The sequence below is a fragment of the Pseudomonas sp. RA_105y_Pfl2_P56 genome (assembly GCF_963970845.1).
Taxonomy (GTDB): Bacteria; Pseudomonadota; Gammaproteobacteria; order Pseudomonadales; family Pseudomonadaceae; genus Aquipseudomonas; species Aquipseudomonas baetica_A.
This window is the reverse complement of sequence record NZ_CAXAPL010000003.1, coordinates 107,897-126,004: the sequence shown is the minus strand read 5'-3', so window position 1 is coordinate 126,004 and position 18,108 is coordinate 107,897. Positions and strand designations below refer to the sequence as shown.

19 protein-coding genes are annotated in these 18,108 nt (G+C 58.7%); 10 read left to right on the top strand and 9 right to left on the bottom strand.

Annotation, left to right across the window (positions count from 1 at the left end):
- Positions 1-24 precede the first annotated feature (24 nt).
- Positions 25-693 (top strand): TetR family transcriptional regulator, encoded by a 669-nt coding sequence (locus AACY11_RS03485; protein WP_339431402.1) that lies wholly within the window; start codon positions 25-27, stop codon positions 691-693.
- Between the two features lie 24 nt (positions 694-717).
- Here AACY11_RS03485 and AACY11_RS03480 read toward each other — a convergent pair whose 3' ends face one another.
- The 4 genes from AACY11_RS03480 to AACY11_RS03465 all read right to left on the bottom strand — a co-directional run bounded on the left by AACY11_RS03480 (position 718) and on the right by AACY11_RS03465 (position 4,583).
- On the bottom strand, positions 718-1,572 hold the full coding sequence (locus AACY11_RS03480; protein WP_339493869.1) for a shikimate dehydrogenase: 855 nt from the start codon (positions 1,570-1,572) through the stop codon (positions 718-720).
- A 5-nt stretch (positions 1,573-1,577) separates the two neighbouring features.
- A complete protein-coding gene (gene aroQ / locus AACY11_RS03475; RefSeq protein ID WP_339431404.1) occupies positions 1,578-2,018 on the bottom strand; it encodes a type II 3-dehydroquinate dehydratase in 441 nt (146 codons plus the stop codon).
- 193 nt (positions 2,019-2,211) lie between these two features.
- A complete protein-coding gene (gene trmA / locus AACY11_RS03470) occupies positions 2,212-3,291 on the bottom strand; it encodes a tRNA (uridine(54)-C5)-methyltransferase TrmA (RefSeq protein ID WP_339464702.1) in 1,080 nt (359 codons plus the stop codon).
- The gene (locus tag AACY11_RS03465; RefSeq protein ID WP_339431406.1) at positions 3,288-4,583 is read right to left on the bottom strand and encodes an NCS2 family permease; all 1,296 of its coding nucleotides are present in this window, start codon (positions 4,581-4,583) and stop codon (positions 3,288-3,290) included. Before AACY11_RS03465 ends, trmA begins: the two co-directional genes overlap by 4 nt.
- Before the next feature lie 221 nt (positions 4,584-4,804).
- Between AACY11_RS03465 and AACY11_RS03460 the strand changes: the two genes are divergently transcribed.
- Both AACY11_RS03460 and AACY11_RS03455 read left to right on the top strand, forming a co-directional pair.
- Positions 4,805-5,254 (top strand): DUF4879 domain-containing protein, encoded by a 450-nt coding sequence (locus tag AACY11_RS03460; RefSeq protein WP_339431422.1) that lies wholly within the window; start codon positions 4,805-4,807, stop codon positions 5,252-5,254.
- A 66-nt stretch (positions 5,255-5,320) separates the two neighbouring features.
- Positions 5,321-5,872 (top strand): DJ-1 family glyoxalase III, encoded by a 552-nt coding sequence (locus AACY11_RS03455; protein ID WP_339431407.1) that lies wholly within the window; start codon positions 5,321-5,323, stop codon positions 5,870-5,872.
- A 6-nt stretch (positions 5,873-5,878) separates the two neighbouring features.
- Here AACY11_RS03455 and AACY11_RS03450 read toward each other — a convergent pair whose 3' ends face one another.
- Positions 5,879-7,117: an MFS transporter gene (locus AACY11_RS03450; protein WP_339431408.1), complete on the bottom strand. Its 1,239-nt coding sequence runs from the start codon at positions 7,115-7,117 to the stop codon at positions 5,879-5,881.
- Between the two features lie 392 nt (positions 7,118-7,509).
- On the opposite strand from AACY11_RS03450, the gene AACY11_RS03445 reads away from it, so the two are divergent.
- From AACY11_RS03445 to AACY11_RS03435, 3 genes are read left to right on the top strand one after another with little or no spacing between them, the layout of a single operon-like run.
- Positions 7,510-8,952 carry a cytochrome ubiquinol oxidase subunit I gene (locus tag AACY11_RS03445; RefSeq protein WP_339431409.1) on the top strand — a complete coding sequence of 481 codons (1,443 nt, stop codon included), beginning with the start codon at positions 7,510-7,512 and terminating at the stop codon, positions 8,950-8,952.
- Between the two features lie 3 nt (positions 8,953-8,955).
- On the top strand, positions 8,956-9,963 hold the full coding sequence (gene cydB, locus AACY11_RS03440) for a cytochrome d ubiquinol oxidase subunit II (RefSeq protein WP_339431410.1): 1,008 nt from the start codon (positions 8,956-8,958) through the stop codon (positions 9,961-9,963).
- A gap of 57 nt (positions 9,964-10,020) precedes the next feature.
- Entirely contained in the window at positions 10,021-10,188 is a 168-nt protein-coding gene (locus tag AACY11_RS03435; protein WP_221730131.1) for a DUF2474 domain-containing protein, read from the top strand.
- A 73-nt stretch (positions 10,189-10,261) separates the two neighbouring features.
- On the opposite strand, the gene AACY11_RS03430 is transcribed toward AACY11_RS03435, so the two are convergent.
- Positions 10,262-11,386, bottom strand: coding sequence for a class I SAM-dependent methyltransferase (locus tag AACY11_RS03430; RefSeq protein WP_339493867.1), 1,125 nt, complete (start codon positions 11,384-11,386; stop codon positions 10,262-10,264).
- A 177-nt stretch (positions 11,387-11,563) separates the two neighbouring features.
- Complete coding sequence (locus AACY11_RS03425) at positions 11,564-12,277, bottom strand: autoinducer binding domain-containing protein (RefSeq protein WP_339431412.1); 714 nt, start codon at positions 12,275-12,277, stop codon at positions 11,564-11,566.
- A 281-nt stretch (positions 12,278-12,558) separates the two neighbouring features.
- Between AACY11_RS03425 and AACY11_RS03420 the strand changes: the two genes are divergently transcribed.
- A complete protein-coding gene (locus tag AACY11_RS03420; RefSeq protein ID WP_339431413.1) occupies positions 12,559-13,335 on the top strand; it encodes a ferredoxin--NADP reductase in 777 nt (258 codons plus the stop codon).
- Positions 13,336-13,378: 43 nt separating this feature from the next.
- Here AACY11_RS03420 and mscL read toward each other — a convergent pair whose 3' ends face one another.
- Positions 13,379-13,792, bottom strand: coding sequence for a large-conductance mechanosensitive channel protein MscL (gene mscL / locus AACY11_RS03415; protein ID WP_339431414.1), 414 nt, complete (start codon positions 13,790-13,792; stop codon positions 13,379-13,381).
- A 285-nt stretch (positions 13,793-14,077) separates the two neighbouring features.
- Between mscL and katB the strand changes: the two genes are divergently transcribed.
- The 3 genes from katB to radA all read left to right on the top strand — a co-directional run bounded on the left by katB (position 14,078) and on the right by radA (position 17,640).
- Entirely contained in the window at positions 14,078-15,619 is a 1,542-nt protein-coding gene (katB, locus tag AACY11_RS03410; RefSeq protein WP_339431415.1) for a catalase KatB, read from the top strand.
- A gap of 61 nt (positions 15,620-15,680) precedes the next feature.
- The gene (locus AACY11_RS03405) at positions 15,681-16,226 is read left to right on the top strand and encodes an ankyrin repeat domain-containing protein (RefSeq protein ID WP_339493865.1); all 546 of its coding nucleotides are present in this window, start codon (positions 15,681-15,683) and stop codon (positions 16,224-16,226) included.
- A 46-nt stretch (positions 16,227-16,272) separates the two neighbouring features.
- Positions 16,273-17,640: a DNA repair protein RadA gene (gene radA / locus AACY11_RS03400; RefSeq protein ID WP_007909773.1), complete on the top strand. Its 1,368-nt coding sequence runs from the start codon at positions 16,273-16,275 to the stop codon at positions 17,638-17,640.
- 34 nt (positions 17,641-17,674) lie between these two features.
- Here radA and AACY11_RS03395 read toward each other — a convergent pair whose 3' ends face one another.
- A complete protein-coding gene (locus AACY11_RS03395) occupies positions 17,675-18,043 on the bottom strand; it encodes a PilZ domain-containing protein (protein WP_339431417.1) in 369 nt (122 codons plus the stop codon).
- Positions 18,044-18,108 lie beyond the last annotated feature (65 nt).

Sequence of the window (18,108 nt, the reverse complement as noted above, 5' to 3'; positions counted from 1 at the left end):
TGCAGTGATGGCCGTGAGCCCGCAATGACAATGACTTCAGAACTCCCCGCCGCTCCCGTTGCGGAGCCGCGCAAGAGTCGCAAGAACAATCCGGAAAAAACCCGCGAGAATATCCTGCAAGAGGCGATCGTCGAGTTCGTCCAGCAAGGACTGTCCGGTGCTCGCGTCGACGCGATCGCCGAGCGCATCCACACCTCCAAACGCATGATCTATTACTACTTCGGCAGTAAGGAGCAGTTGTACGTCGAGGTCCTGGAAAAACTCTACGGCGATATCCGCAACACGGAAAACCGTCTGCATCTGGACGAGTTGTCGCCGATTGTGGCGATTCGGCGTCTGGTGGAGTTCACGTTCGATCACCACGATCACAATGTCGATTTCGTGCGCATTGTCAGTATCGAGAACATCCACAACGCCGAATACGTGAAGCGTTCCGATGCGATCAAGGCAATGAACAACACCATCCTCGATTCACTGGGCGAGATCCTGCGTCGGGGTGTTGAACAAGGTGTGTTCCGTACCGGGCTCAATGCGCTGGACGTGCACCTGCTGATCAGTTCGTTCTGCTTCTATCGCGTGTCGAACCGACATACGTTCGGTGAGATTTTTCAGATCGATCTGCCGGACGAAAGCATCAAGCAGCGTCATCGCGAGATGATCTGTGAGTCGGTGTTGCGTTACTTGCAGGCCTGACGCATTCCCCTTGTGGGAGCGAGTTCAACCCTTCATGCTTTGAAAATGCGCCAGCATCCGCTGCGCATCCGGCACTACACCGCTGAACAGCTCAAACGCCTTCACGGCCTGAAACACCGCCATGTTGCCGCCATCCAGCGTGCGGCAACCCAAGGCGCGGGCGTTGCGCAGCAGTTCGGTTTCCAGCGGGAAATACACAATTTCCGCTACCCACAATTCCTTGCGCAGCAACTCCACCGGTACGGGCATGCCCGGCAGTTTGGCCATGCCCATCGGCGTGGTATTCACCAGGCCGTCCGCCAGACTCAGTGTGCTCGGCAGATCACGCCCGGCCATGGCGCGAGCGAAACCGAAATGCTGATTGAGATTGTTGGCCAGACTTTCGGCGCGCTCGCCGTCGACATCAAAAATGCTCAGTTGCTGTACGCCTTCGCTCAGCAACGCGTGGGCCACTGCCGCGCCTGCGCCACCGGCGCCCATCTGGACGACACGTTCACGGGGCGCATCCTTCAGGCCGCGGCGAAAACCCTCCGCGAAACCCAGGCAATCGGTGTTGTGACCGACGCGTTTGCCGTCCTTCAACACCACGGTATTCACCGCGCCGATGCCACGGGCCTCTGGAGACAATTCGTCGAGCAGCGGGATGATCGCCTGCTTGCACGGGAACGTGATGTTCAAACCGGTGTAATTCATGCGCTCGGCGGCCAACAGCAGGTCGGAGAGGGCGGTGCAGTCCACATGCAGTTGATCAAGATCGATGAGTCGATAGAGATAACGCATGCCCTGCGCATCGCCTTCGTGTTCATGCAAGGCCGGGGTGCGAGAGGCCTGAATGCCGGCGCCGATCAGCCCGGCGAGTATCGCGTTGTGGCGGGACATCGGATTCACCCCTTCAATCGCTGGCTGAAATGTTCCAGGGCCAGGCGATAGCCATGGCTGCCGAAACCACACATCACTGCCGTGGCGATGGCCGAGACGAACGAATGATGACGAAACGGTTCGCGCGCATGGACATTGGACAGATGCACTTCGATGACCGGCAATTGGCTGGCAACCAGCGCATCGCGAATCGCCACCGAGGTGTGCGTCCACGCCGCCGGGTTGATCACGATCCCGGCGCAACGGCCACGGGCCGCGTGAATCCAGTCGAGCAGTTCGCCTTCGTGATTGGTCTGGCGAAACTCCACGGCCAGACCGAACTCCTCGGCGGCACGTCCACACAACGCAGCAATATCAGCCAGGGTTTCGTGGCCGTAAGTCGCCGGTTCACGGGTGCCGAGCAAGTTCAGGTTCGGGCCGTTAAGCACCAGAACGATAGGAGGCATGAGGGGAAACTCCACTTATTGTTTTTGGCTTTGGCTGAGGGGGGGCAGCCAGTGGAGATAAAATGTACTAGATGGTTACTTGGGTCAATTGCACAGCTTTGCCGTGTTTTTTTTTTGTTCGGTGATCGCACAGTCAACACTTATCCACAAAAAAGCCGTCATCACGACGGCTTTCTCGTATCCGGTATCGGCATCAACGGCGGGTCAGCAACACACCCGATTCCATGTGATGCGTCCACGGGAACTGGTCGAACAACGCGCAGCGCGTGATGCGGTGCGTGTCGTGCAACTGGGCGATGTTGGCCGCCAGGGTCTGCGGGTTGCAGGAGATGTACAGGATGTTGTCGAAGCGCCGGGTCAACTCGCAGGTGTCCGGGTCCATGCCCGCGCGTGGCGGGTCGACGAATACGCTACCGAACTCGTAGCTCTTCAGGTCGATGCCCTGCAAGCGACGAAACGGACGCACTTCGTTGAGCGCTTCGGTCAGCTCTTCGGCGGACAGACGCACCAGGGTGACGTTATCCACAGCGTTTTCGCTGAGGTTACTCAGTGCGGCGTTGACCGACGTCTTGCTGATTTCGGTGGCCAGCACTTTGCGCACGCGGGTGGCGAGCGGCAGGGTGAAGTTGCCATTGCCGCAATACAGCTCCAGCAGGTCGTCAGTGCGATCGCTCAGTGCTTCGTAAGCCCAGTTCAACATCTTCTGGTTCACGGTGCCGTTAGGCTGGGTGAACGCGCCCTCCGGCTGGCGGTAGCTGAAAGTGCGGCCGCCGACTTCGAGTTTTTCTACCACGTAGTCGTGGCCGATCACTTCGCGTTTGCCCTTGGAGCGACCGATGATGCTGACCCCCAGGTCTGCCGACAGCTTGGTGGCCGCCGCCTGCCAGTGCTCGTCCAGCGGACGGTGATAGCACAGGGTGATCATTGCGTCGCCGGCCAGCGTGGTCAGGAACTCCACTTGAAAAAGCTTGTGACTGAGCGCCGAACTCGCCTGCCACGCGGCCTTGAGCTGCGGCATCAACTGATTGATGCGCAGGCTGGCAATCGGGAACGCTTCGATCAGGATCGGCGTGCGTTTGTCGTCCTGGGAGAACATCGCGTAGTGACGCTCGCCGGCCTCGCGCCACAGGCGGAATTCGGCGCGCAGACGGAAGTTCTGCAGCGGTGAGTCGAACACTGTCGGCTCGGGGGCATCAAACGGTGCCAGCAGGTCACGCAGGCGCGTCACCTTGTCTTCGAGCTGAGCGGCGTAGGCTTGGGAATCGAAAGTCATGCGTTGAACCAACCCAACTTGATCACGAACAGAATCGACAAAATCACCAGCGCCGGGTTCAGTTCACGGGCGCGACCGGACAACAACTTGATCGCGGTCCAGGCGATGAAACCGAACGCGATACCGTTGGCGATCGAGTAAGTGAACGGCATGGCCAGCGCGGTCACCACGACCGGGGCGGCAACGGTGATGTCTTCCCAGTCTATTTCCGCCAGACCGGAAGTCATCAGCACGGCGACGAACAACAGCGCGGGTGCGGTGGCGAATGCCGGAATGCTGGACGCCAATGGCGAGAAGAACAGCGCCAGCAGGAACAGGATCGCGACGACGACGGCAGTCAGACCGGTGCGGCCGCCCGCACTCACGCCAGCCGCGGATTCGATGTAGCTGGTGGTGGTCGAGGTGCCCAGCAGCGAACCGGCCATGGCGGCGGTGCTGTCAGCGATCAGCGCACGACCCATTTTCGGCATGTGGCCGTCCTTGCCCATCAGGCCGGCGCGCTTGGCAACGCCGATCAGGGTGCCGGAGTTGTCGAACAGGTCGACGAACAGGAAAGCAAAAATCACGCTGACCAGACCGATGTCCAGTGCGCCTTTGATGTCCAGTTGCAGGAAGGTCGGGGCCAGCGAAGGTGGCATCGAAATCACACCGCCGAACGGGGTGAAGCCCAGGGCGATCGAGACAACGGTGACCGCCAGAATGCCGATCAGCACCGCGCCGCGTACTTTGAGTGCTTCGAGGGCGACGATCAGGGCGAAACCGAGGGTGGCGAGAATCGGCGCCGGGGCTTTCAGGTCACCGAGGCCGACCATGGTCGCCGGGTTGCTGACCACGATGCCGGCGTTGTGCAGGGCGATCAGCGCCAGGAACAGGCCGATACCGGCGGCAATCGCCGAGCGCAGCGGCAGCGGGATGCTGTTGATGATCCATTCACGGATGCGGAAGATCGACAGCAGAAAGAACAGCACGGCCGAAATGAACACCGCGCCCAGTGCCACTTGCCAGGTATGGCCCATGTGCAGCACGACGGTGTAGGTGAAGAAGGCGTTCAGACCCATGCCCGGAGCGAGGGCAATCGGATAGTTGGCGATCAGGCCCATGACCGTCGAACCGATCGCGGCGGCCAGACAGGTGGCGACGAACACCGCGCCCTTGTCCATGCCGGTCTCGCCGAGGATGCTCGGATTGACGAACAGAATGTAGGCCATGGCCAGGAACGTCGTGATACCCGCAAGAATCTCGGTTCGCACGTTGGTGTTGTGTGCCTTGAGTTGAAACAGCCTTTCCAGCATGTCTGCTCCCCGTGGCGCGCATGGCGCCGTGAATGTATCGACCTCAACAGCAAAGCACAGACCGTCGCAAGCGCCTGGAAAATTGTGATGGGCCGGAAAAAGCCGCGCATCATACCAGCAGCGTGGGCAATATGGCGGTTGTTGGTGTCGATCGTCGGCGAAGTTTTGCCGTGAGAGCAACTGCGCCATACTGCGCGCTGATTTTTGGGGACGGGGAACGCATGAGCATGGGCTGGGTAAAGGCTTTCGGAGTAATTGCAGGGCTGATGGTCGGGACATCGGCTGTGTGGGCGGCATCGGCACCGCCCTTGAGTGAAGTGAAAGTCATCAAGGTGCAATCGCCTGCCTGCGGTCTGGAGGACATCGCTGATGGCCAGACGCAAACTCAATGCAATCACAGCGGACCGAGCATCAAGGTCTACGTGCTGGAAGTCGGGTATGGTCAGAGTCAGCCGCATGCCACGTTGGACGGCTTCGAAGTGGACGGCACCCGGGCTCCGGTATGTGCCTTTGGTAACGGCAATCTGACCGAGTGCACGCCCGGCAGCAATACCGTCGGCTCCCTCTATACCTTTGATCTGAAAGGTAAGCAGGAGGGCACCTTCCTCTTCAGTAACACCTCGATCAATGCCCCACGCAACACGATGTCGACGCAGCTTTACATCAAGTAATGGCAGCCGCTGCGCGATCTGGAGGAAGCTGACTACGCTTTGAAGATCACCCAGCGGAAATCGCCCATGACCTTTAGAGCCCTGATTACCCTCGCCGAGGGGATCGATGACCTGCAAAGCGTGACCCTGATCGACGTGCTGCGCCGCGCCGGCATCGAAGTGATGGCAGCCAGCATCGAAGGACGGCGCATGCTGACCTGCGCGCGCGGTACCCGCCTGACGGCTGACGGCATGCTGGTCGATGTGCTGGCGCAGACTTTCGATCTGATTGTCCTGCCGGGCGGCGACGTCGGTTCACAACACCTTTCGGCACATCAGCCGCTGCAGCAACTGCTCAAGGATCAGGCCAGCGCCGGGCGCCTGTTCGCCGCTATCGCCGAAGGCCCGGCAGTCGCCTTGCAAGCCTTCGGCGTTTTGCGTCAGCGACGCATGACCTGCCTGCCGGGCGTCAGTCATCAATTGTCGGGCTGCACGTTTGTGGATCAACCCGTGGTAGTTGATGGCAACTGCATCACCGCCCAGGGTTCTGGTGCTGCGCTGGAGTTTGCGCTGGTGCTGGTCGAACAACTTGGCGGCAAGGCTCTGCGGGGGAAAGTGGAGGGGGCGTTGCAGGTTTGACGAGCGCTAAACCTTCGCCTCTTCCACCAACTCCGTCATCCGGTCCCGTTTGGCCAGGGTCGGGAACAGTTTGATCCATGTTCCGGTCACCACCAGTGTGCCGATCCCGCCCATCACCACCGCCGGCACAGTACCGAACCAGTGCGCGGTGATGCCGGATTCGAACTCGCCCAACTGGTTCGAGGCGCCGATGAACAGTCCGTTGACCGCACTGACCCGGCCGCGCATTTCGTCCGGTGTTTCCAGTTGCACGAAGGACGCGCGGATCACCATGCTGATCATGTCCGCCGCGCCGAGCACCACCAACACCGCCAGCGAGAACCAGAACGAGGTCGACAGGCCGAAGGCAATGGTCGCGACGCCGAAGACCCCGACGGCGGTGAACATCACCCGGCCGACGTTGCGCTCTACGGCAAACCGCGCCAGGAACAGTGACATCAACAAGGCGCCCACGGCGGGCGCCGAACGCAGCAAACCCAGGCCCCACGGACCGGTCAGCAAGATGTCCTTGGCAAATACCGGCAGCAGCGCCGTGGCGCCACCGAGCAACACTGCAAACAGGTCAAGCGATATCGCCCCGAGGATGTCGGGACGGCTGCGAATGAAACGAATCCCCGCGAGCAGCGAATCCAGCGTGGCTTTGCCTTTGTTCAAGGGCGTTTGTCGTGCCGGCAGGTTGAGCATCAGCGAGCAGGCAATGACATAGAGAATCACCGTCGGGCCATACACCCAGACGCTGCCGAACGCATAGAGCAAGCCGCCAAGGGCCGGGGCGACGATGGTTGCGGATTGTTGCGCCGATTGCGCCGCCGCCACTGCACGCGGGAACAGTGCACCGGGCACGATGCTCGGCAGCAGTGCCTGGGTGGTTGGCATCTCGAACGAGCGTGCGGCACCGAGCAGAAAAGCGAGGATAAAGATCATTTCCCGGGTGACGTGATCGGTGGCGCTGCCAATTGCCAGCGCCAGCGCAATCAACGCTTGCAGCGACTGACAGATCGCTGCGACCTTGCGCCGGTCATAGCGGTCGGCGACGTGTCCGGTGTGCAACATGAACAACACACGCGGGGCGAACTCGACCAGGCCAACCAGACCCAGATCAAGCACGTTGCCGGTCAATTGATAGAGGTTCCAGCCAATGGCCACGGTGAGCATCTGAAAACCGCTGGCGGTAAAGATCCGGGCCAGCCAGAACGCAAGAAAAGGGCGGTGGTGACGTAACAGCAGGGGCTCTTGGCTGGGCATCTGAAGGCAGGTCTGGCTGGTGGGGAATCGCGAGATTATCACCAGTCTGTAACAGGAAGTTGCCAAGGTAGAAAATTTAGTTAGCCAGACATCGACTTTCTTTCAGGGCACAGATCAACGCATCGCTGGGGCGCCAAGGTGATGAGGCAACTTGTCACGCGGCAAACAACCACGCCGTTCATCACTCAAAATGGGACTACTCTTTCAACGTTGCATGATCCAGATCAAAACCCTGAGCGGAATTGATCCGGTGGCCCGTTGGCCAGACTCCCTGCGTTGCGATGGTTGTTAAAAAAGAACGAATCAGAATTCGCCGCACTCCATATCCGTGGGGGCAGTAGGCGTTGGGGCCACAAGCCCCACAGCCGGTATTACCTGACAGAGGAAGACTTATGTTCGGTTTAGAGGCACTCGATCTCGCCCGAATTCAGTTCGCGTTCACCGTCTCGTTCCACATCCTGTTCCCGGCCATCACCATTGGGCTGGCGAGTTACCTGGCGGTACTCGAAGGCCTGTGGCTCAAAACCCATAACGACACCTACCGTGACCTTTACCATTTCTGGTCGAAGATCTTTGCCGTCAACTTCGGCATGGGTGTGGTCTCCGGGTTGGTCATGGCTTATCAATTCGGTACCAACTGGAGTCGCTTCTCTGATTTCGCTGGCGCCGTCACCGGGCCGCTGCTGACGTACGAGGTGCTCACGGCGTTCTTCCTCGAGGCCGGTTTCCTCGGGGTGATGCTGTTCGGCTGGAACAAGGTCGGACGTGGCCTGCATTTTTTCTCCACGGTGATGGTGGCCATCGGCACGCTGATTTCAACGTTCTGGATTCTCGCTTCCAATAGCTGGATGCAAACCCCGCAGGGCTTCGAAATCGTCAACGGTCAGGTGATCCCGACCGACTGGTTTGCGATTGTCTTCAACCCCTCGTTCCCGTATCGCCTTATGCACATGGCCACGGCGGCGTTCGTCGCGACCGCTTTTTTTGTCGGCTCCTCGGCGGCCTGGCATTTGCTGCGCGGCAAGGACAATCCGGCCATCCGCACCATGCTGTCGATGGCGATGTGGATGGCGTTGATCGTTGCGCCGATTCAAGCCGTCATCGGTGACTTCCATGGCCTCAACACGCTGGAACATCAGCCGGCGAAAATCGCTGCGATTGAAGGTCACTGGGAAAACAAAGGTGACGAAGCCACACCGCTGATTCTGTTCGGCTGGCCGGACATGAAAGAAGAGAAAACCAAATTCGCCGTTGAGATCCCGTACCTCGGCAGCCTGATCCTGACCCACTCGCTGGACAAGCAGGTGCCGGCGCTCAAGGAGTTCCCGCCGGAAGACCGGCCTAACTCGACCATTGTCTTCTGGTCGTTCCGGGTCATGGTCGGCCTCGGCTTCCTGATGATCTTCACCGGTTTGTGGAGCCTGTGGCTGCGCAAACGCGACACGCTGTATACCTCGCGGCCATTCCTGTACCTGGCGTTGTGGATGGGGCCGTCCGGCCTGATCGCGATCCTCGCGGGCTGGTTCACTACGGAAATCGGTCGTCAACCGTGGGTGGTTTACGGGTTGATGCGCACGACGGATGCGTCCTCCAACCACAGCTTCATGCAGATGAGCATCACGCTGATCATGTTTGTGGTGGTGTATTTCGCGCTGTTCGGTACAGGTCTGGGCTACATGATGCGTCTGGTGCGCAAGGGGCCGATAACCGACGAAGGCAAGGAAACCAACGACGGTGGTCCTGGCCAGAAACGTACGCCGGCCAGGCCGCTGTCGGCGGCTGACGACGATGGCGCCGAGGCTGACCACAGCCCCACCCTGAGCAAGGAGATTTGAATCATGGGTATTGATCTTCCGCTGATCTGGGCCGTGATCATCATCTTCGGCATCATGATGTACGTGGTCATGGACGGCTTCGACCTGGGGATCGGGATTCTCTTCCCGTTCATCCCGGGCAAGACCGACCGTGACGTAATGATGAACACCGTCGCCCCGGTGTGGGACGGTAACGAAACCTGGCTGGTGCTGGGCGGTGCGGCGTTGTTCGGCGCGTTCCCGCTGGCCTATTCGGTGGTGCTGTCGGCGTTGTACCTGCCGCTGATTTTCATGCTGATCGGTCTGATCTTCCGTGGCGTCGCGTTCGAGTTTCGCTTCAAGGCCAAGGACGATAAACGTCATCTCTGGGACAAGGCGTTCATCGGTGGTTCGGTGGCGGCGACGTTCTTCCAGGGCGTGGCGCTCGGTGCGTTCATCGATGGTCTGCCCGTGGTCAATCGGCAGTTCGCCGGTGGCTCACTGGACTGGCTGACGCCGTTCACGCTGTTCTGCGGTGCCGCGTTGGTGGTGGCTTATGCCTTGCTCGGCTGCACCTGGCTGATCATGAAGACCGAAGGCAAGCTGCAAGAGCAGATGCACAACCTGGCGCGGCCGCTGGCCTTCGTGCTGTTGGCGGTGATCGGTATTGTCAGCCTCTGGACACCGCTGGCCCACCCGGAAATCGCAACACGCTGGTTCAGCATGCCGAACCTGTTCTGGTTCATGCCGGTGCCGATTCTGGTGTTGATCACGTTGTACGGCTTGATCCGCGCCGTGGCGCGCAACGCCAACTACATGCCGTTCCTGCTGACCCTGGTGCTGATCTTCCTGGGCTACAGCGGTCTGGGCATCAGCCTGTGGCCGAACATCGTGCCGCCGTCGATCTCGATCTGGGACGCCGCCGCGCCGCCGCAAAGTCAGGGGTTCATGCTGGTGGGTACGTTGTTCATCATCCCGTTCATCCTGGGTTACACCTTCTGGAGCTACTACGTGTTCCGCGGCAAGGTGACTCATGAGGACGGTTATCACTAGTCGTGACCACGAAGGCGTCGCCAGCGGCGCCATCGCCCCCAACCGGAGGATGAAGCAATGCCCGGCAAACATTCCCTGCACGACATCGAAGAGGCTGAAAAAAAACCGCTATGGCAGCGGCTCGGCTGGTTGGCCATGATCTGGGTGGGCAGTGTCGGTGCGCTGTTTATCGTTGCCAGCCTGATGCGCATGTTCATGAACGCCGCAGGCCTGACCACTCACTGAATCACTTCGTCCCGGCGCCTTCGGGTACGGATTTGCAACCCTCCTGACGGAGGGTTTTTTTTCGTCTTGCGGATTACTTGCGGGCCTTGAGAATCACGAACTTCGGCGTTGCCGCCACCTGCTCGACACCCCGGAAAAGTCGCGCCAGTTTGCTGTGGTAACCCAAGTGACGGTTGCCGACGATGTACAGCGCACCACCGACCACCAGCGCTTCGCGAGCCTGCTGAAACATGCGCCAGGCAAGGAAGTCGCCCACCACTTGCTGCTGATGGAACGGCGGATTGCACAGGATCACATCCAGCGATTGCGCTTCCTGCCCGGCCAGACCATCGCCGGCCCGCACGATCACGTCGCGATCTCCCAGCGCGGCGCGCCAGTTCTCGGTGGCCGATTGCACCGCCATGAACGACTCGTCGACCAGCGTGTACTGCGCGTCGGGGTTTTGCAAAGCACTGGCTATCGCCAAAACACCGTTGCCGCAGCCGAGATCGGCAACCCGTGCGCTACCCAGACTCTTGGGCAAATGCGGCAAAAAGGCGCGGGTGCCGATATCCAGGCCTTCACGACAAAACACGTTGGCGTGGTTGAGCAATTCGATAGACGGTGTGTCGAGACGATAACGCGATGGGTAGGGCGACACCGCCGGTGTCTTTGCTTCTGGTGTGGCGATGAGCAATCGGGCTTTTTTCACTGCCAGTGAAGCTTGCACCGGGCCGATGTAACGTTCCAGCAGATCACCGGCAGCGCGTGGCAGATGTTTGACCATCGCCGCAGCGATCACTTGCGCGCCGGGAGCCAGTTGCCCATGCAGGCGAATGAGTTGTTCTTCGAGCAAGGCGAGGATTTTAGGTACGCGGATCAGCACGCGGTCGAAGGGCCCGACCACAGGCTCGCTGGCCGGAATACCGCAGATCGCATCGAACGCTTGGCCGTTGCGCAGCAGGTTTTTTTCCAGACCTTGAAAACCCAGAAACGAATCACCGCTGCTGGTCACTTGCACCTTGCCCAGCAGGCTGGCGGCCAGTGCGCCGAAGCTGTCGTTGAGCACCAAGATTCGGGTGTCGGCCGTCGGTTGCTGTGCGGCCAGATGGTTGAGCAAGTATTCGTCGGCCGCATCGAAAGCCTGCAGTGGTTCGTTCTGCTGTTCGGGCTGGCGGATCAGGTCGAGTTGGGCGAAGGGCGTATCGAGCAAAGGCATGGGGCGGGGACTCAGGGTGATCAACGGGTATCCCGCAGCCCTGGTGTCATGCGGCGGAACCGATCAAGTGAACTGCAACGCAACAAAGCTTCACGTTATCACTCAGAAAGGCCACAAATGGTACGTTTTTTTCTCCGCAAATACCCGTGAGTTTTAATCCGGATGCAAGGCAACGCTTTAGATGATTCCGGCTCTGGCGGCCGCGATGACGGCGGAAATCTTGTTGCAGACGTTGAGTTTCTCGATCACGTTTTGCACGTGATAGTTCACGGTGCGTTCGCTCAGACTGAGGATTTTCGAGATCTCATAAGCTGTTTTTCCACCGGCGGACAATTGCAGAACCTCCAGTTCTCGTGGCGAAAGGTGTGGTTTGTCGGATTTGGCCGGATTCACGGGCAGGGTGCGGGCGAACAGTTCGCTCAAGTGACTCGCGGCGTAGAAGATATAACCAAAGTGCTCGTACAACTCGAGCGGACTGATCGGGCAGTGCTTGCGTGCAAGGCTGATAATGCTGCACAACCCCGTATCTTCATGATGGAACGCCTGGGACCAGCCATATTGCAGTTTGTGCTCCTTTAACGCCTCCCATAGTCGCGGCGTATCTGCAAAGACTGTTTCATTCCATACAATCGGCATGACGGAGTGATTGCAATGCGCTACTACTGGGTCAATTACGCTGAATTTTTGTTGTTCATATTGCTGGTTCCATTCTTTGGGGTAGTTGTTGATATTAAACGCATCAAGATGCACTTCCTGGTCGGGTGACGTGACCGAAATTGCACAGAAATTGAAGCCAAGATTTTCGGCGAATCTGAGCAAAATCGGATAAGCGGCATCTATCCCTTTAGCGAAAGTCAGTTGCCTTAACTGCGACTCCTTCCACGTTTCCATTACATGCTCTCCGTTGGTGTTGCATAGGGGGCGCCGAATGGATCCAAAAACCCGGCACGGGTCGAAGTGTAGGATATTTCCTGCGTGTGGTTTTAAATTATTTCGCTCTTGAAGATGCCGGTGTGTTCAGTAAATGTTCTTAGCGATGAAAGATTTTTAACTCATGTGGTCATTCTGAATTTTAACTAAAGGGTGGGTTTTCCGAATGCCATTACCAATCATCGGTGTTTAGACGGGGGGAATTGCGGGACACTGGTGGCAATCGTTTATCGGAGCGCCCCATGACCGCCAGTGCAGAGAAGTACACGGTTCAGACATTGATCGACGTGCAGCCGTTGACCCCCAGTCTATTCACCTTGCGCACCTGTCGTGATGCAGGCTTTCGCTTCCGTGCGGGGCAGTTTGCCAGGCTTGGCGTAACCAGGGCCGATGGCAGCACCGTGTGGCGCGCTTATTCGATGGTGTCGTCACCCTTCGACGAGTTTCTTGAGTTTTTTTCGATCGTGGTACCGGGCGGTGAATTCACCAGTGAATTAAGTCGGCTGCAGATCGGCGATAGCTTGCTGGTGGATCGGCAGGCATTCGGCTATCTGACCCTTGATCGCTTCGTCGACGGTCGGGACCTGTGGTTGTTATCCACAGGCACGGGGGTGGCGCCTTTTCTGTCGATTCTGCAGGACTTCGAGGTCTGGGAAAAATTCGAACGGATCATTCTGGTGTACAGCGTGCGCGAAGTGCGGGAGTTAGCGTATCAGCCGCTTATTGCCGGGCTGGCGCAACGTGAATACCTGAGCGAGCACGCACACAAGTTGCAATTCATCCCGACAGTCACGCGACAAGCGCATCCCGGCGCGCTGAGCGGTCGCATCACTGCGCTGATCGAGAACGGAGAGCTTGAGCGTGTCGCGGGTGTCGAGCTATCTGCAGAACACTCGCGGGTCATGTTGTGTGGCAATCCGCAGATGATCGACGACACTCGTGCACTGTTGAAAAAACGGGGGATGAGCTTAAGCCTCACTCGCCGCCCTGGCCAGGTGGCCGTGGAAAACTACTGGTAAACAAACGGCGCCCGAAGGCGCCGTTGTTTATCGCGTGCAACGTTCAGGGCTGATTGTTCTGGGCCTTGAGCAGATCGCGGATCTCGCCCAGCAATTCTTCTTCTTTGGTTGGCACCGGAGGCAGGGTCGGGGCCACGGCTTCTTCGCGTTTGAGGCGGTTGATGGCTTTGACGCCCATGAAGATCGCGAAGGCGACGATTATGAAGTCGAGCACGGTCTGAATGAATTTGCCGTAAGCCATCACTACCGCAGGGGCGCTGCCCTCGGCGGCTTTCAGCGTAATGGTCAGGTCACTGAAGTCGACACCACCGATCAGCAGGCCGATCGGCGGCATGATCACGTCACCGACAAACGACGAAACGATTTTGCCGAAGGCGGCACCGATGATGATACCGACGGCCATGTCGACCACATTGCCTTTGACCGCGAAGGCCTTGAACTCGCTTAGCACGCCCATAGGTTATTTCCTTGTTACAGATGAGTTTGGTGTACGCAGTGTAAATCAGCAAAACGCGTCCTGCGCGAAACACCTTCTTACAATGCCCGTTTTTATCGACACACTAATCGACGATTAGTTTGCAAAGTGCCACTAATCGCGCGCGAAATACGCCGTAACACCATGAAAAGGAAGAAAAATCTATCAATCATCGAGTTACGAACTTTCTATTTATGTTCGCCGGTTTTGCCCTCTAGCCTCTGTTTGGCGCACCTGGATGCGCCCAAAAAACCAGAGGAACCTGATATGACTTCCACGCTTGGCTTAGGGGCTTTTCCCCATCGCCGCACCCTTGGCGTACTCACCGCCAGCCTTCTGACCTTCTCCGTGCATGCCGCGCCCCTGACCCGGGATAACGGCGCAGCGGTGGGTGACAATCAGAATTCGCAGACTGCCGGTGCCAATGGCCCGGTGCTGCTGCAGGATGTGCAACTGATCCAGAAGCTGCAGCGTTTCGACCGCGAGCGCATTCCCGAGCGTGTGGTACATGCACGCGGCGCTGGCGCCCACGGCACTTTCACGGTCACCAATGACCTCAGTGACCTGAGCAAGGCCAAGGTCTTTGCCGCCGGCCAGAGCACGCCGGTTTTCGTGCGTTTTTCCGCCGTGGTGCACGGTAATCACTCCCCGGAAACCCTGCGCGACCCGCGCGGTTTCGCCACCAAGTTCTACACCGCCGATGGCAACTGGGATCTGGTGGGCAACAACTTCCCGACCTTCTTCATTCGCGATGCGATCAAGTTCCCGGACATGGTGCACGCCTTCAAACCTGATCCGCGTACCAACCTTGATGACGACTCTCGCCGGTTCGACTTCTTCTCCCATGTACCGGAAGCCACGCGCACGCTGACCGAGTTGTATTCCAACTCAGGCACGCCAGCCAGTTATCGGGAAATGGACGGCAACGGCGTACATGCTTATAAGTTGATCAATTCAAAAGGTGAGGTGCATTACGTAAAGTTTCACTGGAAGAGTTTGCAAGGCATAAAGAATCTGGCGCCTAAAGAAGTGACGAAAGTTCAAGGTCAGGACTACAGTCATATGACCAATGACTTGGTGACAAACATCAATAAAGGCAATTTTCCGAAGTGGGACTTGTACATTCAGGTTCTGAAACCGCAAGACTTGTCCAAGTTTGATTTCGATCCGCTGGATGCAACCAAGATCTGGCCGGGTATTCCAGAGCGAAAAGTTGGACAAATGGTACTGAACCGTAATCCGGCAAACGTGTTTCAGGAAACCGAACAAGTTGCCATGGCGCCGGCCAATGTTGTGCCGGGTATCGAGCCGTCGGAAGATCGTTTATTGCAAGGCCGAGTATTCTCTTATGCCGACACGCAAATGTATCGCCTGGGTGCCAACGCCCTGCAACTACCGATCAACGCGCCAAAAGTTGCGGTGAATAATGGCAATCAGGACGGTGCGATGAATGGGGGTGCCAGCCACTCCGGCGTGAACTATCAGCCGAGCCGTTTGCAACCGCGCGAAGAGACGCAAAGCGCGCGTTACAGCCCATCGGCGCTATCGGGCAGCACCCAGCAGGCGAAAATTCAGCGTGAGCAGAACTTCAGGCAGGCCGGCGATCTGTATCGCTCGTTCAGCAAAAAGGAACGTCGTGATCTGATCGACAGCTTTGGCGGCTCGCTGGCCACCACTGATGACGAGAGCAAGCACATCATCCTGTCCTTCCTTTATAAGGCTGATCCCGAATACGGCACCGGCGTGACTAAAGTGGCCATGGGCGACCTGAGCCGAGTCAAGGCGCTGGCGGCCAAACTGGTCGACTGATTCAGCGTTGATGCGACGCGGGGTCTGAATCCGGGCCTCGTTTCGCTCAAGGAGAGTGCTTATGCGTATCTGTCTTTTGTGGCTATCGGGTTGTCTGTCGTTCGCCGCGTGGGCGGCCTCCCCTGAACAGGGGCCCGACGCGATCAAGGCTCAACTTCAGGATTACTATTTCGACGCGGCCCGACGCGGCGACGTACCGATGCTGGACACCTTCATCGAGTCCGGTTACTCCCTCGATACCCGCGACAGCAAGGGTTACACCGCGCTGATTCTGGCGGCGTATCACGGTCAGGCGCCGGCGGTTGAAAGGTTGCTCGCCGCCGGGGCCGATGCCTGTGCTCAGGATCAACGCGGTAACACGGCGTTGATGGGGGCGATTTTCAAGGGCGAGTTGCAGATTGCTCGCCGCCTGATGGCGACCGACTGCAGCCCCGACCAGCGTAACAGCGCCGGGCAGACGGCAGCCATGTACGCCGGATTGTTCAAACGCCTTGAGTTGCTCGACGCACTCAAGGCCAAAGGTGCCGACCTGAATGCCGAAGATCCGCTGGGCAACAGCCCCACGCGTCTGGCCGGCGGAGAAATCCGCACCGCCGCGCCGCGCTGATCGGTGATGGCTGCGTTATCATCGCGGTTTTGCCCCGGGGGTTCAGATGGCCAAGGCCAAGCGCATGTACGGCTGCACCGAGTGCGGCGCCACTTTTCCCAAATGGGCCGGCCAGTGCGGTGAGTGTGGTGCCTGGAACACCCTGACTGAAACCATGATCGAAAGCGGCGGGGCCACCGCGCCCACCGGTCGTACCGGTTGGGCCGGGCAGCAGGCGCAGATCAAGACGCTGGCCGAAGTCAGCATTGAAGAGATTCCGCGGTTTTCCACCGCGTCGGGCGAACTCGATCGCGTGCTCGGCGGCGGTCTGGTGGATGGTTCGGTGGTGCTGATTGGCGGCGATCCGGGGATCGGCAAATCGACAATTCTGTTGCAGACCCTGTGTAACCTTGCCAAGAGCATGCCGGCGCTGTACGTCACCGGCGAAGAGTCTCAGCAACAAGTGGCCATGCGCGCGCGCCGTCTCGGCTTGCCCCAGGATCAACTGCGGGTGATGACTGAAACCTGTATCGAAACCATCATCGCCACCGCCCGTCAGGAAAAACCCAAGGTGATGGTGATCGACTCGATCCAGACGATCTTCACCGAACAATTGCAGTCGGCGCCTGGTGGTGTCTCCCAGGTGCGGGAGAGTGCGGCGCTGCTGGTGCGTTATGCCAAGCAAAGCGGCACGGCGATTTTCCTTGTCGGTCATGTCACCAAGGAGGGCGCGCTTGCCGGGCCTCGCGTGCTGGAGCACATGGTCGATACGGTGCTGTATTTCGAAGGCGAGTCCGACGGACGCTTGCGTTTGTTGCGCGCGGTGAAGAATCGTTTTGGCGCGGTCAATGAGTTGGGCGTGTTCGGCATGACCGACAAGGGGTTGAAAGAAGTCTCTAATCCTTCGGCGATTTTTCTGACGCGTGCTCAGGAAGAAGTCCCGGGCAGCGTGGTGATGGCAACGTGGGAAGGCACTCGGCCGATGTTGGTGGAAGTGCAGGCGTTGGTCGATGACAGCCACTTGGCCAACCCGCGCCGGGTAACGTTGGGGCTGGATCAGAACCGGTTGGCGATGTTACTGGCGGTTTTGCATCGGCACGGCGGTATTCCGACTCACGATCAGGACGTGTTTCTCAATGTGGTCGGCGGGGTGAAGGTGCTGGAGACGGCCTCTGACCTGGCATTGATGGCGGCGGTGATGTCGAGCTTGCGTAATCGGCCATTGCCCCATGATCTGCTGGTGTTTGGTGAAGTAGGCTTGTCTGGCGAAGTGCGTCCGGTGCCGAGTGGGCAGGAACGTTTGAAGGAAGCGGCCAAGCATGGCTTCAAACGGGCGATCGTGCCCAAGGGTAATGCGCCGAAGGAGTCACCGCCGGGGCTGCAGATCATTGCCGTGACCCGCCTGGAACAGGCCCTCGACGCGCTCTTCGAATAAACACTCAGCACCTTGGTGGGAGCGGTAGTGGCTTCTAGATTTCGATCAGAGCGCCCAACTCGCGCTCCAGCTCCTGCGGATCGCCCAGGTTGAACTCAATCAAGCGCCGCAGGCGTTCGATGGACTCCAGGTTGATGTGCTTGCAGACGAAGCCGAGCTGGCCATGGTCGTCATGGGTCAGTTGCGCATCCATCTTGATGACGACCTCATCGTTGAGATGGATATCGACCAGGAAATGCCGCTCCCGATCACCTGGCCACGGCTCAGGCTTTTCGATCAACAGACCCTTTAACGACAGGTCGATCAACTTCACTGGCCAGATGTACTCACCCTGTCTCAGCTCGGTTTTGGCATCGAACGCGATGCGTTTGAAACGGCGACGCTCGTCAGGTTGTTCGCTCATGGCGCAATCCTCCGGATGTTCGCTGACTATAGACCCGCATTCTTCAACCGTGCCAGTGCAGACAA

Bases quoted from the DNA above. Each gene is read 5' to 3' on its own strand.
- AACY11_RS03445 (WP_339431409.1), top strand. From the start codon at position 7,510: ATGTTCGGTTTAGAGGCACTCGATCTCGCCCGAATTCAGTTCGCGTTC.
- AACY11_RS03450 (WP_339431408.1), bottom strand. From the start codon at position 7,117: ATGCCCAGCCAAGAGCCCCTGCTGTTACGTCACCACCGCCCTTTTCTT.
- cydB (WP_339431410.1), top strand. From the start codon at position 8,956: ATGGGTATTGATCTTCCGCTGATCTGGGCCGTGATCATCATCTTCGGC.
- mscL (WP_339431414.1), bottom strand. From the start codon at position 13,792: ATGGGCGTGCTAAGCGAGTTCAAGGCCTTCGCGGTCAAAGGCAATGTG.
- aroQ (WP_339431404.1), bottom strand. From the start codon at position 2,018: ATGCCTCCTATCGTTCTGGTGCTTAACGGCCCGAACCTGAACTTGCTC.
- AACY11_RS03405 (WP_339493865.1), top strand. From the start codon at position 15,681: ATGCGTATCTGTCTTTTGTGGCTATCGGGTTGTCTGTCGTTCGCCGCG.
- katB (WP_339431415.1), top strand. From the start codon at position 14,078: ATGACTTCCACGCTTGGCTTAGGGGCTTTTCCCCATCGCCGCACCCTT.
- AACY11_RS03425 (WP_339431412.1), bottom strand. From the start codon at position 12,277: ATGGAAACGTGGAAGGAGTCGCAGTTAAGGCAACTGACTTTCGCTAAA.
- AACY11_RS03480 (WP_339493869.1), bottom strand. From the start codon at position 1,572: ATGTCCCGCCACAACGCGATACTCGCCGGGCTGATCGGCGCCGGCATT.
- AACY11_RS03435 (WP_221730131.1), top strand. From the start codon at position 10,021: ATGCCCGGCAAACATTCCCTGCACGACATCGAAGAGGCTGAAAAAAAA.
- AACY11_RS03420 (WP_339431413.1), top strand. From the start codon at position 12,559: ATGACCGCCAGTGCAGAGAAGTACACGGTTCAGACATTGATCGACGTG.
- AACY11_RS03485 (WP_339431402.1), top strand. From the start codon at position 25: ATGACAATGACTTCAGAACTCCCCGCCGCTCCCGTTGCGGAGCCGCGC.
- trmA (WP_339464702.1), bottom strand. From the start codon at position 3,291: ATGACTTTCGATTCCCAAGCCTACGCCGCTCAGCTCGAAGACAAGGTG.
- radA (WP_007909773.1), top strand. From the start codon at position 16,273: ATGGCCAAGGCCAAGCGCATGTACGGCTGCACCGAGTGCGGCGCCACT.
- AACY11_RS03460 (WP_339431422.1), top strand. From the start codon at position 4,805: ATGAGCATGGGCTGGGTAAAGGCTTTCGGAGTAATTGCAGGGCTGATG.
- AACY11_RS03465 (WP_339431406.1), bottom strand. From the start codon at position 4,583: ATGCTGGAAAGGCTGTTTCAACTCAAGGCACACAACACCAACGTGCGA.
- AACY11_RS03455 (WP_339431407.1), top strand. From the start codon at position 5,321: ATGACCTTTAGAGCCCTGATTACCCTCGCCGAGGGGATCGATGACCTG.
- AACY11_RS03395 (WP_339431417.1), bottom strand. From the start codon at position 18,043: ATGAGCGAACAACCTGACGAGCGTCGCCGTTTCAAACGCATCGCGTTC.
- AACY11_RS03430 (WP_339493867.1), bottom strand. From the start codon at position 11,386: ATGCCTTTGCTCGATACGCCCTTCGCCCAACTCGACCTGATCCGCCAG.